The following is a 14,237-nucleotide window of genomic DNA, read 5'->3' as shown; positions in this document are numbered from 1 at the left end:
CAATACACATCATCACTTGACAAAAAGTATGGCAAACATGGAATTTGCCTATGCCATATTAATAGGGAATAATAAAGAATACGCAACCGAAAAAAATTATAAAAGAAAACGACACGAGTGGATTAGAAACTCAATGAATTAATGGCAAATAAAAACCCAATAACAAAATTGGGTTTTTATTTCAATATGATTTATTGATATTACAATCAGTGATATTTTATTAAATTTATCGGATAAATGATATTCTATCCGATAAACATCGATTTACTGAACTTGACTTACCATATAATCCACCGCCGCATATACTTCGGCTTCGGTAACGTCCCCTGCAACCTGTGCTGGCATTTTACCAAAGCCTTTGGCGGAGTGCTTGTGCAGGGTGTCTATGCCCTTATCCAAGCGTTTCGCCCAGTCGGCTTTGGCGGTGAGTTTGGGGGCGTCTAACAGTCCTTGCTCGTGGCAGATTTTGCAAGTTTTCTCATAGCGCGCCTTACCTTCGGCGATAGAGAGAGCCTGTACTGGGGCGGGGGCGGTGTTCGCTTGTTCGGCATTATCCACTTGGGCGGTCTCAACTGTACCCTTGTCGGTCTTATCAGATGTGGCAGAGTCGGTGGTTGCTACTTTATCGGCTTTGGAGTCGTCTGTCCCGACAGGCTCGGCGGTCTCTGGTGCGACTTCATCGGCTTTGGGGGTAGTGTCAGTCGGCTGGGCAGGGGCGGTTTTTTGGGTGCTAGGCTCGGCTTTTGGGGCGGGTTCGCTAGATTTGTCGCCACCACAAGCGGTCAAAAATAAGGCACTTGCCAATAATAATGATAGGGTTTTGCTGGGATTTTTCATAAGATAACCTTGCAAGTTAGCTGATAATTATCCTACTAATATACCGAATTTTTGTAAGGAATTAAAGCGGAAAATTGTAAAGATGAATTTTTGACGAATTTTATAAATGGGAATGAGAATTATAATAGAAAATTGTTAAAACTTATCATCAAATTTAATCGTATCATTCTTTTTATAAAATTGCCAAAAATAATACAAACTTTCCAACACCATATAAATGGCAACAAAAGCAATGATTGGATTATCATAATCTTGTTTTATAATCCCAAAATATCCTAAAATGATGGCACAAAATGCCTTGTCCATTTTGAAATGCTTTTTCTGCTAAATTGTTTCATTATTATCAAGTTGCCAAAAATAGTATCTCAATCTACCAAACTCCTCCTAAAAAGTCAAATTTTAGCCCATTCACACTTAATAAAACACTTTATAAATCGCCCCAATTGGGCTATAATTAACCATTTTTATTTAAATTTACGAGCCAAACAATGAGCGAAAACACCCCCCAAAACCAAGCCCAAACCGACTACAAAAACACCCTAAACCTTGCCGATACGCCTTTTCCCATGCGGGGCGATTTGGCAAAACGAGAACCCGCTTGGCTTGCCAAATGGCACGCAGACGATGTGTATGGACAAATCCGCAAAGCCCGTGCAGGGCGTGAAAAATATGTCCTACACGACGGCCCCCCTTATGCCAACGGTCAAATTCACTTAGGACATGTGGTAAACAAGGTGCTAAAAGACATCATCGTCAAATACAAAACCTTGGATGGTTATGACGCTCCTTATGTGCCAGGGTGGGATTGCCACGGCTTGCCGATTGAACAAAAAGTAGAAAATGAGTTTGGTAAAGTGGGGCAACCGCCCAAAGCGGATAAAAATGGCGAGCCGATTACCGCTACGCAATTTCGCAAAGCGTGCCGAGATTATGCGATGAGCCAAATTGAGCTACAAAAGGCGGATTTTAAACGCCTTGGCGTGCTGGGTGATTGGGACAATCCGTATTTGACGATGAATTTTAAAACCGAAGCCGACATCGTTCGCACGCTTGGCAAAATCTACGACAACGGGCATATCGTCCGTGGTATGAAGCCTGTTAATTGGTGCTTGGACTGCGGTTCTGCCCTTGCGGAAGCGGAAGTGGAATATGACAACAAAAAATCCGATGCCATTTATGTGGGCTTTGATATTGTTAATCGTGATGCTTTGAGTGCCACTGCTAATTTAACAGGCAATTTGCAAGCCGTCATCTGGACGACAACCCCTTGGACATTGCCCGCCAACCAAGCCATTACCGCCCACGCTGAATTTGATTATGCGATTGTCAAAAGCGAAAAAGGGCATTTTATTGTCGCCAAAGACCTAGCCGAAGATTTCGCCAAAAATGTCAATTTAGAAAATTATGAGATTGTGGCAAGTGTTAAAGGTTCAGAATTAACCGCCCTAAAAGCCCAACACCCCCTTATCAGCGACCGCCAAGTGCCATTCATCACAGGCGAACACGTTACTGCCGATAGCGGTACGGGGCTTGTGCACACCGCCCCTGCTCACGGTGTGGACGACTATAATGTGGGGCGTGCCAACAACCTACCCACCGAAAATCCTGTGGGCGGTAATGGCGTGTATTTGGACGAAGCCAAAGTCTTTGTGGGCGAGCATATTTACAAGGCACAGCCCAAAATTATTGAAACTCTGCAAGAAAGCGAACACCTACTTGACCACAAGAAAATCACGCACAGCTATCCGCATTGCTGGCGACACAAAACGCCGATTATTTTCCGTGCCACGCCCCAATGGTTTATTTCTATGGAAGCCAAAGGACTGCGTGAACAAGCCTTAAAAGACATTCCAGACGTGGTGTGGACACCGTCATGGGGACAAAACCGCATTGAATCAATGATGAACGGTCGCCCTGATTGGTGTATTTCACGCCAACGCACTTGGGGCGTGCCGATTGCCTTTTTTATGCACAAAGATTCTGGCGAGTTGCACCCTGACACTTCCACCTTAATTGAAAAGGTCGCCCAAAAAATAGAACAAGGCGGAATTGAAGCGTGGTTTGATGCTCCGATTAGTGATTTTCTTGATGACACCGACAGCCAAAACTACGTCAAATCCACCGACACGCTAGACGTGTGGTTTGACTCAGGCTCTACCAATTTTAGCGTACTTGCCAATCGTGATGAACTCACCAATCCTGCCGATTTGTACCTCGAAGGGAGCGACCAGCACCGTGGTTGGTTCCAGTCATCGCTACTGGTAAGCGAAAGCGTGTACGGTCGTCCGCCTTATAAGCAAGTCCTAACGCACGGCTTTACCGTGGACGCAAAAGGCTATAAACTCTCCAAATCCAAAGGCAATACCCAAGGCTTTGAGCCTGCCGAACTTGCCCAAAAATACGGCATTGACATCGTCCGCTTGTGGGTTGGTTCGTCCGATTACCGCTACGAAATGGCGGTGAGTAAAGAAGGCTTTGACCGTGTGAGCGATATGTATCGCCGTATCCGCAACACCATTCGCTTTTTGCTTGCCAATACCGATGATTTTGACCCAAATACCGACCTTGTGCCAGCAGACAGCCTTATCAGCCTTGACAAATACATCATTCACAAGGCAAACCAAGTCCAAAGCGAGATTCGCACCGCTTATACCAACATGGACTTCCACCAAGTTTGTCAATTGGTTACCAACTTTTGTGGGCAGGATTTGGGCGGATTTTATCTTGACATCATCAAAGACCGCCAATATACTTCTAAGACGGACGGACAGGCACGCCGTTCGGCACAGACCGCCATTTATCACATCGCTCACGCCCTTTTGCGTTGGATTGCCCCAATCCTATCCTTTACCGCCCAAGAAGCGTGGCAAGTGCTAAAAGGCACGGACGGCTACATTTTTGCCCAAGAGTGGTATGAATTGCCAAGCGTGGTGCTTGATGACATCACGGACACAGATTGGCAAGCGATTTTGGCAGTCAAAGAAGTGGCAAATAAAGCAATGGATAACGCCCGTACCGACAAGACAATCAACAGCAGTCTGTCGGCAAGCCTTGACATTGTCGCTGATGACAAGGCATACGGCTCGCTTGCCAAATTGGGCGATGAGCTACGATTTGTGTTTATCACAAGTCAAGTAACGCTTGCCAAAGGCGATGAGCTTAGTGTCAAAGTCGCCCCTGCAACAGGCGAGAAATGCGTGCGTTGCTGGCACGTCCTACCAAGCGTGGGAACGGTTGCCGAGCATGGCGACATCTGCCCAAGATGCGTGGAAAATGCGTTTGGGGCGGGGGAAGTGCGGAAGTTTGCTTAATCATAAAAACGGTGTGTAAGGTTGTTTGTGCACCGTTTTAGAATAACGCTAACTGTAAGGATTGCATTGGATAAATATGAAAAAATTTGCATTGGTATTATTAATGATTACCGCATTTATACTTGCAGGATTGGCTTTATCTGATGTTATTAATCGTTATCAGTTAATTGTTGCTCTGGCAATCATCAAAATCATTATTATCGTTATAGGTGTATCAACTGGTGCATTTAATAAAGAACCTGCTCAAATTAGTGATATTACAGTAGATACCCATAAGGATACTTATATTTATTGTGGGATTGGCGTTATTATTAGTTTGATGTTATCCTTTATTTATTTTTTAACGCAAAATCAGGTGTTTTTGGGATTATCTATTGCGGTATTTGTTGGTATTTTGGCAAAAATTTTAATAGCTTTGAATTGCCAAGATAATCCGTAAGGTGCATATTACGCACCGTTATTGCCAATCAATCAGAATTATTGGGGGAGGTAAATAAAAATGCTAACCAAAGTTGAATATCCTTGCCCAAATTGTCAAAATTTATTTGTACCCAAAACCTTAATCAAAAAACCATTTGAAGGAAAATTAAAGTCTTATCAATTTACGCCAACACCTAGTATTCATTGTCCGCATTGCGAGCAAAAATTAAACAAAATTTTTCCTGTGCAATATGCTTGGGGTTTGGTTGGTTTGGTGCTTTTGTTGTGTTTAATGATGATTGTGCAATTCATTTTTGATTTTCAAGTCAATAAAATAATTGAAAATATTATTATATTTTGTTGTTTTTTTGATTGCCTATTGGTTATCCACACAAATTGAAAAACAAACCTATTATCAAATTAGCGATGAGTGATATTTTATTTTAAATGGTGTGTCATACGCACCGTTTATTTAACCCAATTAGGAATTAAAAATGAGCGAAAAATCAGATTTTATTCAAGCCAAAATTGTTGAAATTCAAAACAAACTTGCCAAGCCAATTACCGAATTTCAAACAGGTGGTTTTAAACCAACGGGCGAAAGAACTGAAAATTGGATAGGGCGAGTATTTTTGTGTAAAGCTGATGAAGCCAAACCAGTTACTGATAATAATGGCGAACCGCTTTATCCATTGGCTCAATTTTATTTGCCTAATTTGCCTTTTGTGCCTGATGAATTAAAGCACATTACTTGGCTTACGGTTTTTGTGGGCGAGGAATTACCAAGTGTTTATGAAACAAATGGTAATGGCTGGCTTATTCGTGAATATACGGCTGATGATGAATTGGTGGAATACGAATATGAACAGCAAGGCACGCCAAAGCCATTTCCATTGAGTTTTTCTTTTAAAGAACAAGATTTTCCGCTTTGGGACGGGGGCGGTGTGCCAAGTGATTTGGAAGATGAAATTTGTGAATTAGAAAATGATTATGATGAAGAGCGAGATGAAGAAAAAGACGATTGCGATATATTGGATTATTATGACGATATAGTTGGAGATAATCATTGTCATCATCATAAATTTGGTGGTTATCCGTCTTTTTGTCAATCGGGGGTGGAATTTGAAAATGATTGCAAATTTATGTTTCAAATTTCAAGCGATGATAAAGCAAGGTTTAATGTCGTGGATGGCGGTAGCTTAATGTTTGCTAGAAATGATAAAGGCGATTGGGTTTTATATTATGATTTTTGTTAAACGGTATGTATTACGCACCCTTTAAAATACAAAGCCCAAAAAATGATGTGTAATACGCACCTTACCATTTAAAACTTTAAGAAATTGATTATGTCAGAAAACACCCAAAACAAAACCTCCAACTTAGAATTAAATGGCAAATCCGCCTTTGGTTATTATATCCTTGCCCTTGCCGTTTTAATTATTGACCAAATGACCAAAATCGGTTTTCAAAAATGGCTCGTTACCGAATTTAATTCTGTGCCTGTGATAGAGCCAATATTCAATTGGACGCTGGCGTATAATCGTGGGGCGGCATTTAGTTTTCTTGCCAATCAAGGCGGCTGGCAAAAGTATTTTTTTGCTCTTTTGGGTATTGGTGTCTCCGCTTTTATTATTTATTATCTTCGCCAAATTCCAAAAAGTGCCAAAGTGTTGGCATTGGGGCTTGCTTTGGTGCTAGGCGGGGCGATTGGTAATGTTATTGATCGCTTTTTATATGGCTATGTGATTGATTTTATTCATATTCATTGGTATGATGTTTGGCACTATCCTGTGTTTAATGTGGCGGATATGGCGATTATGGGTGGCATGGCACTTGTAGTGTGGGATATGTTGTTTTTTGAAAGTAAACGCAAAAATGGCGTATCGTGACAAATCAAACAAACAGCTTATTTACCTTCTTTATTTTAAAAATGCCTTTATTTGACAAGCGTTTGACGAATGGATTTATCAGTGCCATTATTTTATCTTTACTTGTTTTTGCTTATTTTTCAATCAGATGGACAATGTTTATCTCACTGGTATAACAAAAACCACCGCTTGTCTAATTTTTTATAAAAAACGCACATTTTTTTACAAAACTGATTTAAAAATGTTACAATTTACCTGTGAACACCCCCCTTTTTATATTCATAGGTAATCGCATGAAACCCAACCATTCTTTTATCCTAAAACCCCTTGCTGTCTCTTGCTTTGTCGCCATGGCAGCAACTGGTTGTGCCATTGATGATGATGTTGATGTCGCACATCATGCCAATCTCATCAAAAATACTGCCGACCCAAGCATTATTCGTGCCGAAGAAGAAGCCAAACGCAAGGCTGAGGAAGAGGCTAAGCGTAAAGCAGAAGAGGAAGCCAAACGTAAAGAAGCAGAGCGTCTTGAAAAAGAACGTCAAGAAGCCGAAGCCAAACAAAAAGCTCAACAAGCTGCCCTTGATAAAATCAACAAGGCTCGCCAAACCGTTGGTAATGCTAACAGCACCCTAACACAAGCTCAAAAAGCAACCACCGAAGCACAGAGCCAAGCATCAAACCCTGCCACTGCTGACAACGCCATCAATCAAGCCAACGCTGCTTATCAGCAGGCTAACACCGCTCTAAATAACGCCGAAACCGCTCTTGTCGAAGCAGAGCAAGCCCTAAAAGATGCCAAAGCAATTGGTGCCAATCAAGACATCATCAACCAAGCTCAAAAAGCAGTAGAGGATGCCAAGCAGGCGATAAACACCGCTGAAAATGTTCGCACGCAAGCTCAAAATGCACGCAAGCAAGCCGAGCGAACTAAAAGCGACAATGCAAGTCAGCAGATTGCCAAGCAAATCGAAAAAGCCAACGCCCAAACCAATGAAGCGGTCGCTACCGCCAACACAGCAAAAGCCGAGCTAAATAATGCCGATAGCCAAGCTGAGTAAGCAAAAACTCAAGCAGGTAATCCTGACACTGCTCAGTCTGCCATTGACCAAGCCAAAAAAGCAGAGCAAACCGCCCAAAATGCTCTAGATAAAGCCCAAGAAGCGGTCAAACAAGCACAAACAGCACTTGACACCGCTAAAGCTACAGGCAATCAAGAAGCGATTAAAAAAGCCCAAGATGCATTAAATAATGCCAATGACACTGCCAAAAAAGCCACAGATGCCAAAGAAAAAGCAGAAGCTGTCATCGCTCAAGCCCAAAGCACACTTGACAAATATCAAGCCGAACAAGATAATCAAAATAATGCCAAAATCAAGCAAATCAAAGACACCGCAACTGGCATTGCCAATACCGCAAACACGCTAATAAGCAATCTTGACAACACCAAAAAAACTGCTGACAATGCCACCAAGCAAGCAAATGCTTTGATCACCACCGAGCAAGCACTAAAAGACGCTGATACCGCCAAAACACAAGCGGCAGATGCTGAACAAAAAGCTCAAAAAGCACTGACAGATGCCCAAAAAGCACTGACAGATGCCAAAACCGTTAGTGCAAATAACGAAGCTGTAACCGCCGCCCAAAATGCCATCAAAAAAGCCGAAGAAGCACTGGCATCTGCCCAAGCCATCAAAAAAACAAACTGAAGCTGTCAGTAAACAGGTAGAGACGACAGAAGCAAAGGCTTATGTTGCTCCCATATCCGATGACACCATCAAAAAAGCCAAGCCTGACCATACTCGCAAGGTCAATGACTCATTGGTCAAAGCCCAGCCCACACCTGCCCAAGACACCATTGCAGGCTATAGTAGTATGGACAGGGTTAGCCCTGAAGGGGAGTTTGTTGAGAATAAAACCAACGCGTTTTATGGTGTCAATCAAAATGAATATGCCAAAAAAATCACAGAGTTAAAAACATCCATTGACACCACCAAGCTCTCTGTCGGTGTCATTGATAGCGGCATCAGCCCTGATAACCCTAACTTGGCAGGAGCCAAACTCAGTGGCAATAATCTGGTTGCTTGCAGTAACTACGACTGCTTCATGAATTTACCTTATATGATGTCAAAACCCAAAGATTCTCACGGTTCTAACATGGCAGCGATTATTGCAGGTAACAATGGCATGACCAATGCCACCATTTATTCGTATACAGATAGTGATTTAGGTAATGGAGATGAATTTGTTGCCATGCATAAACTAAATAAGGATCATGGGGTTAAAATCTTTAACAACTCATGGGGTTACATCCCTGAACCTGGTCAAAGTGACAATGTCTGGCTTGAAGATGCCATGACTGCCACACCCAATGGTGATACCAAAAACAGCTCATACAAGGAAGTTCAATCCATTCATGAACTCATCCTCGAAAATGATGCCCTACTCATTCACGCCACGGGCAATGAAAACAAAAACAACACCTTTGGCGAGCGATTAATCCCCAAACTCAATCCTGACTTTAAAAAAGGCTTTTTGGCGGTCTCCGCTCCTCGTGAAGACTTTATCGAAGCCAACTACTGTGGCGATGCGGCCGAATGGTGTCTTTCTGCCACATCCACCACATCCCATCATGACAACGATGGCACAGAAGTCACATATCAAGGCACATCGCCTGCCACAGCTCGTGTTACGGGTGCCGCTCTACTCGTCAAAGGGGCTTATCCTTGGATGAAAAATGAAAATCTGGTACAGACCCTCTTGAGTACCGCCCAAGATTTTGACGACCTAAAAGCACGAAATGCCACATTCTTAACACTTGCAGAGGTCAAAGAGTCAGAAATCAATCCTGACCGACCAGCTTATGAAGCTTTAGATGACAAAGGCAATAAAATTATCGTTCAAGCAGTTGACACACCTTGGCAGAATCGCACCATCGTCAAAAATATCGGTGGCAAAAACATCACTCATGAAAGCGGTTGGGGTCTACTAGACACCATCGCTGCAACCCAAGGCTATGGTGGTTTTTACTGGGACAATATCATGTTAGATGTCACAGGCAAAGACACCGTATCTGTCTTCTCCAACAACATCAAAGGCAACCATGGCTTCACCAAAGCAGGCGATGGCAAACTTATCCTAACAGGTAATAACACTTACAAGGGCGACACCGTCATTACTGATGGCACCCTTGAAATTAATGGCGATAACGGCAACTCAGTCATCAATATCACAGGTGGCGAACTGACAGGCTATGGCACAACAGGCAATGTCAGACAAACTGGCGGGGCGGTCAATAACGAAGGCAACCTAACCATTCGTGGCACCTACACCATGAATAATGACAGTACCTTTAAAGCCAAATTTGGCAATCTTTTGACCGTCACCGAAAAAGCCACTCTGGACGGCACGCTTGACCTATATGATGAAGTCAAGCAAAGCGAACCACTGATCAAAGAGACAGGTTCAAAAACCACTGTACTACGAGCAGGTGAGCTAAGCGGTACTTTTGATACCGTCAAATCCAGCAATGCTCTATTTAGCATCATCAAGACCGAATATAGCGGCAAGGTTGGTACCGACGGCAAGACCACGCCTGACGCCACCACCAAAACTGATGTGGTGGTGAGTGCCAAACGTAACAAACTAAGCAATATGGGTAGCACCACCACTGCCAGTATCGGACGCACCAAAGTTGAGCAAAATTTAGATAAAGTGCTAAGCGAGATAGATGCCAAAGACAATGCAGGCACACTGACTGGTAGCGAGAAAGCCTTTGCGACAGACTTTGCTAACACAATGTCTTTAGCAACCAACAAATCCTTGCTTAGCACATCTGGCACGCCTGCCATCATTGGCAATAAGTACAACGAAGCTCTGTTTGGACTTGACCCTGCATTTTATGCCAATAACGCCGTTCATGCCATCGAACAAAGTGGCACCCAAGCGACCAATTTTGCCAAAAACATGGCAAACACCGCCAACGGTGTATGGCTAGAGAGCACTTACCAAGAATATGAGCTAGACCTGCCAAGCAGTCAAAGCGAGCGTGAAGTCCGCAACCAAAGCATTGGCGTGGCAAAAACAGGTGAGCGTTTTGGCTTAGGCTTACAGCTTGACCTAGGTCGCCTTGAGTTGGACGAGCAAAACGGCAGTACCAACCACAACATCGAGACAGATGTCGCCACTCTAACCGTGGGTGTTAATAGTGATGTGGGCAATAACGCCAAAGGTACGCTATGGGCAAAAGCAGGTGTGTTGGGCAGTAACGCCAAAAACAACACTCATAACAAACAAAAGTATAATGGTCAGCTCTATGCTGGCGGTGTCCATCTTGGCACTTCATACGCCCTAAGCCCCAATGCCAGCATCAAGCCTTATATCGGGGTTAGCTACCATCAATATCAGCATGACAATGCCCACTTTGATGACGGTGTTGTGATGGTCAAAGACATTGACGCCACTCGTTGGCAAGGCACCATTGGCGTGGATACCGAGTACCAAATTAACCCCCAATGGCAAGTCCAAGCAGGTCTGCAATACGACAACGCTTTTGAACAAGACGCAACGATTACCAGTGCTTACTCAGGCACCAATACCGATGTAACCTTTGATGCATGGGAGACTGGCAAAGACAAAATCCAAGCCAGCGTTGGTACCAGCTATCAGATTGACCCAAGAAACCGTGTCAGCCTAGATTATGATTATTTTAAAAGTGAAAAATCTGACGGCGACCGTGTACAGCTTACCCTAAGCAGTCGTTTCTAAGCCATGACAGCAAAACAAAAACGGTTCAAATTGAACCGTTTTTGTTTTAAAGATTTTATCACAAAATCCGAATCCCCTGCCACAGCGCATATACCCCAAGCACAAACAGCACGACCGAGATGACATGACCAAAGACTTCTTGAGAGAGTCTGTTACGCACCTTTGAACCCAAATAGACAAACAGCATAGAAATCACGATCACGATTCCAAGCATAGCCATCTGCTTTTGGCTAAATGCCATGATGAGCGGAGTCAAGGTAAATAGCTGAATGACTTTGGTAATCAAAATACTCATGTTATTGACAATCACCATCTCATGCTTGGTGCGGTCTGTGCCGATAAGATAAATCATCAAAAACGCCACAATGGCATTGGTAACACCGCCGATAACCCCAACCAAAAACCCCGCCACCGCCATGGTGACTTTGTCTTTTTTAAAGGTGATTCTAAATCTGCTGTATTGGGTAATAATATAGACAATGAGCGTCAGACCTAAAAATATTTTTAGATAGCTATCAGGAAACAGCAGAAGCAGTCGCACCCCAACCAAGCCACCCAAAAAACTCATCACAAACAGCCAAAAGTACTCTTTACTGTATTTGATAATGTTGGCGATAATACCCCCACCCGTGCGAAGCATGATGAGATTTAGAATGATGCACGGCACAATAACCATCGCCACCGCAATTTTAAGCGGATAAAAACTGGCAATAATCGCGGTGCCAACAATGGGATAGCCAAATCCTGCCACACCATGCAACAACGCCCCAAGTACAAAAAAAACAATGATAATCCAATCATTATTATCAAATTGTGATAGCATGAACTGCCCTTATTCCAAATCATAAAAACGTGGGCAATTATCGCAAACTTTACCCAAAAAGTAATATGCACGATACGTCATTGCTTATTCCAAAAACGAAAAACACCGCATAAAGCGGTGCTTTCAAGCCTTTTTGTATGAGTTTAGGCAGGTTTATTTTCTTCATGCAGTCTTGCATTTAGCTCATCAATAACAAGCGACCAAACTGCATCTAGCTTCCATTCTTCACGAATAAACATACTTTGTTGCTCATCTAAAAATGGGGCATCTGCCAATGTCACATTCTCAGGCAGTTGATTGTTTTTAATGAAAGTATCAATCTCGCTATCCGAGTTTGGCAAACCGAGCTGGGCAAATAGGTCATTCATGGTGTGTTCGGCATTGTCTAACATGGTATTCTCCAAAATAGTCCAAAGTAAATATAAATGAATGGTAAGTCCTTAAACTTGTTTTTAATTCTAACAAAATTTGGGCTTGATATTGTGTGTTTTATGTGCTGATTTTTATATAAATGTAAAAAGCAGAACTACACCAATGCCGACAAGATATTACCGCCCACAATGCGAATGCCCATCTCCAAAAGTGCCAACACCAAAATGGCAACCAATGTCGAAAAGTCAAGCATGCCCAGATTGGGCGTGATTTTGCGAAATGGGGCGACAATCGGCTCTGCCATCTGCATGATAAGCTCCATGAGTGGGTGCATCACCTGAAACAGCATGATGACCCAGCTTAGAATGACCGACGCAAACACGATATACTGAAACATATCAATGAGCGAGAGTATCGCCGTCAAACTGCCACTAAAAAACAGTACAAGCGGGGTCATGGGCTTACCCAAAATACTCGCCATGCCTGCAATCTTGATAAAGGTCAAAAGTAGCATCAGCACCACCGCCGATGTACTAAATCGCCCCTTACCCAAGTCAGGAAAAATCCGCCCAAACAGCGTAACCACTGCCGAGAGCATGTAGGTAACTTTGGCATAAGGGTGCTTAGGGTCAATCTCAGCGAACTGAAACATAAACCTTAAAAAACAAATGATTAAGGCAAAATTGACAACGACATTAAAAATAATGGTAATCGGTTCATTCATAAGTGGTAGTTTCTATCATCAGTCATTGTTAAAATGATGTGGGTTAAATAATATTGGCAAATTGTGATTAAATTTTAGTATGGTAGGTGCGTACCACGCACCTTTTAAATGAAAAATCGGTATTGTTCAATAAAGATATATTTTAAAATTTGGACGTGTAGGGGCGAATTACATTCGCCCAAAAATCAACACTTTATCACAGGGCAAATGTGATTTGCCCCTACAAACCTACCCAAAGGTATGGTTGGTTAACAATACCATAATTTTAATTATTTATCATCAAATAACCCACCCAGCTCCACACTTCTGTCATAACACGCCACCATCGCCCGCCCAAACGCACCGCCCACGTCATCACGCTCCAACGAAGCCAATGCCTGTGCGGTCGTTCCGCCTTTTGATGTTACGCTAATACGCAGTGCCTGTGGGTCGCCATCTTTGGCAAGCAGTCCTGCCCCTATCATGCTTTGCACCGCCAAACGATGAGCGTTATCGGCAGTCAGCCCCATCGCCACCGCTTGGGCGGTCATGTGTTCTAGCACATAAAAAAAGTACGCAGGAGCAGAGCCTGCCACCGCCGTTACAGCGTGCAGTTTGGTCTCATCGTCCACCCACACCGCCACGCCACAGCTTGTCATGACCGCTTCGCACACGTCCTTATCGGACGAGCTTGCCGTCTCATCGGCATACAGCCCTGTCGCCCCTGCCCCCACCGCAGACGGTAGGTTTGGCATGGCACGCACCACACGTCTACAGCCTAAGGCTCGTTGGAGTGTCGCACATGGCACGCCTGCCAATACTGACAAGACGAGCTTATCCGCCAAATATGGGGCAAGGCTTAGGGCAACGTCCATCAGCACTTGGGGCTTAACGGCAAGCACCACCACATCCGCCTTGGTTATCAGCTCATGGGCGGTGTCAGGCGTAGCGGTCAATACGCCTTGACTGGCGAACCGTTCTCGCTTATCGGCATTTTTGTCTGATACACCAACGGTTAAGGTCAAATCGTGGCAACGTTTGGCGGTCAATAACCCCCCAATCATCGCCCCTGCCATATTACCGCCACCGATGAATACCACCGTTTTGTCTTGTAATGCGTGAAAGTCTGTCATATT

14 protein-coding genes are annotated in these 14,237 nt (G+C 43.6%); 8 read left to right on the top strand and 6 right to left on the bottom strand.

All coding sequences use genetic code 11. The annotated features are described in order from the left end of the window. Nucleotides 1–264: 264 nt before the first annotated feature. Nucleotides 265–837, bottom strand: a complete 573-nt coding sequence (locus DX073_RS08945; RefSeq protein WP_115007620.1) for a c-type cytochrome — start codon at nucleotides 835–837, stop codon at nucleotides 265–267. 135 nt (nucleotides 838–972) lie between these two features. Continuing rightward, nucleotides 973–1,143, bottom strand: a complete 171-nt coding sequence (locus DX073_RS14325) for a hypothetical protein (protein WP_181814411.1) — start codon at nucleotides 1,141–1,143, stop codon at nucleotides 973–975. 182 nt (nucleotides 1,144–1,325) lie between these two features. Between DX073_RS14325 and ileS the strand changes: the two genes are divergently transcribed. The 8 genes from ileS to DX073_RS08905 all read left to right on the top strand — a co-directional run bounded on the left by ileS (nucleotide 1,326) and on the right by DX073_RS08905 (nucleotide 11,203). Beyond that, a complete protein-coding gene (gene ileS, locus DX073_RS08940; protein ID WP_115007618.1) occupies nucleotides 1,326–4,148 on the top strand; it encodes an isoleucine--tRNA ligase in 2,823 nt (940 codons plus the stop codon). 76 nt (nucleotides 4,149–4,224) lie between these two features. Next, complete coding sequence (locus DX073_RS08935) at nucleotides 4,225–4,587, top strand: hypothetical protein (RefSeq protein WP_115007616.1); 363 nt, start codon at nucleotides 4,225–4,227, stop codon at nucleotides 4,585–4,587. A gap of 60 nt (nucleotides 4,588–4,647) precedes the next feature. Next, nucleotides 4,648–4,968 (top strand): hypothetical protein, encoded by a 321-nt coding sequence (locus DX073_RS08930; RefSeq protein ID WP_115007615.1) that lies wholly within the window; start codon nucleotides 4,648–4,650, stop codon nucleotides 4,966–4,968. Between the two features lie 94 nt (nucleotides 4,969–5,062). Beyond that, nucleotides 5,063–5,824, top strand: coding sequence for a DUF1963 domain-containing protein (locus tag DX073_RS08925; RefSeq protein WP_115007613.1), 762 nt, complete (start codon nucleotides 5,063–5,065; stop codon nucleotides 5,822–5,824). A gap of 90 nt (nucleotides 5,825–5,914) precedes the next feature. Then, nucleotides 5,915–6,457, top strand: a complete 543-nt coding sequence (lspA, locus tag DX073_RS08920) for a signal peptidase II (RefSeq protein WP_115007611.1) — start codon at nucleotides 5,915–5,917, stop codon at nucleotides 6,455–6,457. Nucleotides 6,458–6,729: 272 nt separating this feature from the next. Next, nucleotides 6,730–7,497, top strand: a complete 768-nt coding sequence (locus DX073_RS08915; RefSeq protein WP_115007609.1) for a hypothetical protein — start codon at nucleotides 6,730–6,732, stop codon at nucleotides 7,495–7,497. Between the two features lie 426 nt (nucleotides 7,498–7,923). Next, nucleotides 7,924–8,145 carry a hypothetical protein gene (locus DX073_RS08910; protein WP_115007607.1) on the top strand — a complete coding sequence of 74 codons (222 nt, stop codon included), beginning with the start codon at nucleotides 7,924–7,926 and terminating at the stop codon, nucleotides 8,143–8,145. Then, nucleotides 8,084–11,203, top strand: a complete 3,120-nt coding sequence (locus DX073_RS08905; protein ID WP_115007605.1) for a S8 family serine peptidase — start codon at nucleotides 8,084–8,086, stop codon at nucleotides 11,201–11,203. The genes DX073_RS08910 and DX073_RS08905 overlap by 62 nt, the downstream gene beginning before the upstream one ends. Nucleotides 11,204–11,261: 58 nt before the next feature. Here the strand turns inward: DX073_RS08905 and DX073_RS08900 are convergent, their stop codons facing one another. From DX073_RS08900 to proC, 4 genes are all read right to left on the bottom strand, one after another. Then, complete coding sequence (locus DX073_RS08900) at nucleotides 11,262–12,026, bottom strand: sulfite exporter TauE/SafE family protein (RefSeq protein WP_115007603.1); 765 nt, start codon at nucleotides 12,024–12,026, stop codon at nucleotides 11,262–11,264. 143 nt (nucleotides 12,027–12,169) lie between these two features. Next, nucleotides 12,170–12,418 (bottom strand): DUF2789 family protein, encoded by a 249-nt coding sequence (locus DX073_RS08895; protein ID WP_115007601.1) that lies wholly within the window; start codon nucleotides 12,416–12,418, stop codon nucleotides 12,170–12,172. Nucleotides 12,419–12,552: 134 nt separating this feature from the next. After that, nucleotides 12,553–13,050, bottom strand: a complete 498-nt coding sequence (locus DX073_RS08890) for a YggT family protein (RefSeq protein WP_228144909.1) — start codon at nucleotides 13,048–13,050, stop codon at nucleotides 12,553–12,555. 341 nt (nucleotides 13,051–13,391) lie between these two features. Then, nucleotides 13,392–14,234, bottom strand: a complete 843-nt coding sequence (proC, locus tag DX073_RS08885) for a pyrroline-5-carboxylate reductase (RefSeq protein WP_115007598.1) — start codon at nucleotides 14,232–14,234, stop codon at nucleotides 13,392–13,394. Between the last annotated feature and the right edge of the window lie 3 nt (nucleotides 14,235–14,237).

Source organism: Moraxella lacunata, from assembly GCF_900453205.1.
GTDB classification, from domain to species: domain Bacteria; phylum Pseudomonadota; class Gammaproteobacteria; order Pseudomonadales; family Moraxellaceae; genus Moraxella; species Moraxella lacunata_B.
The sequence above is the reverse complement of the archived record's forward strand: the minus strand, read 5'-3'. Positions and strand labels throughout refer to the sequence as shown.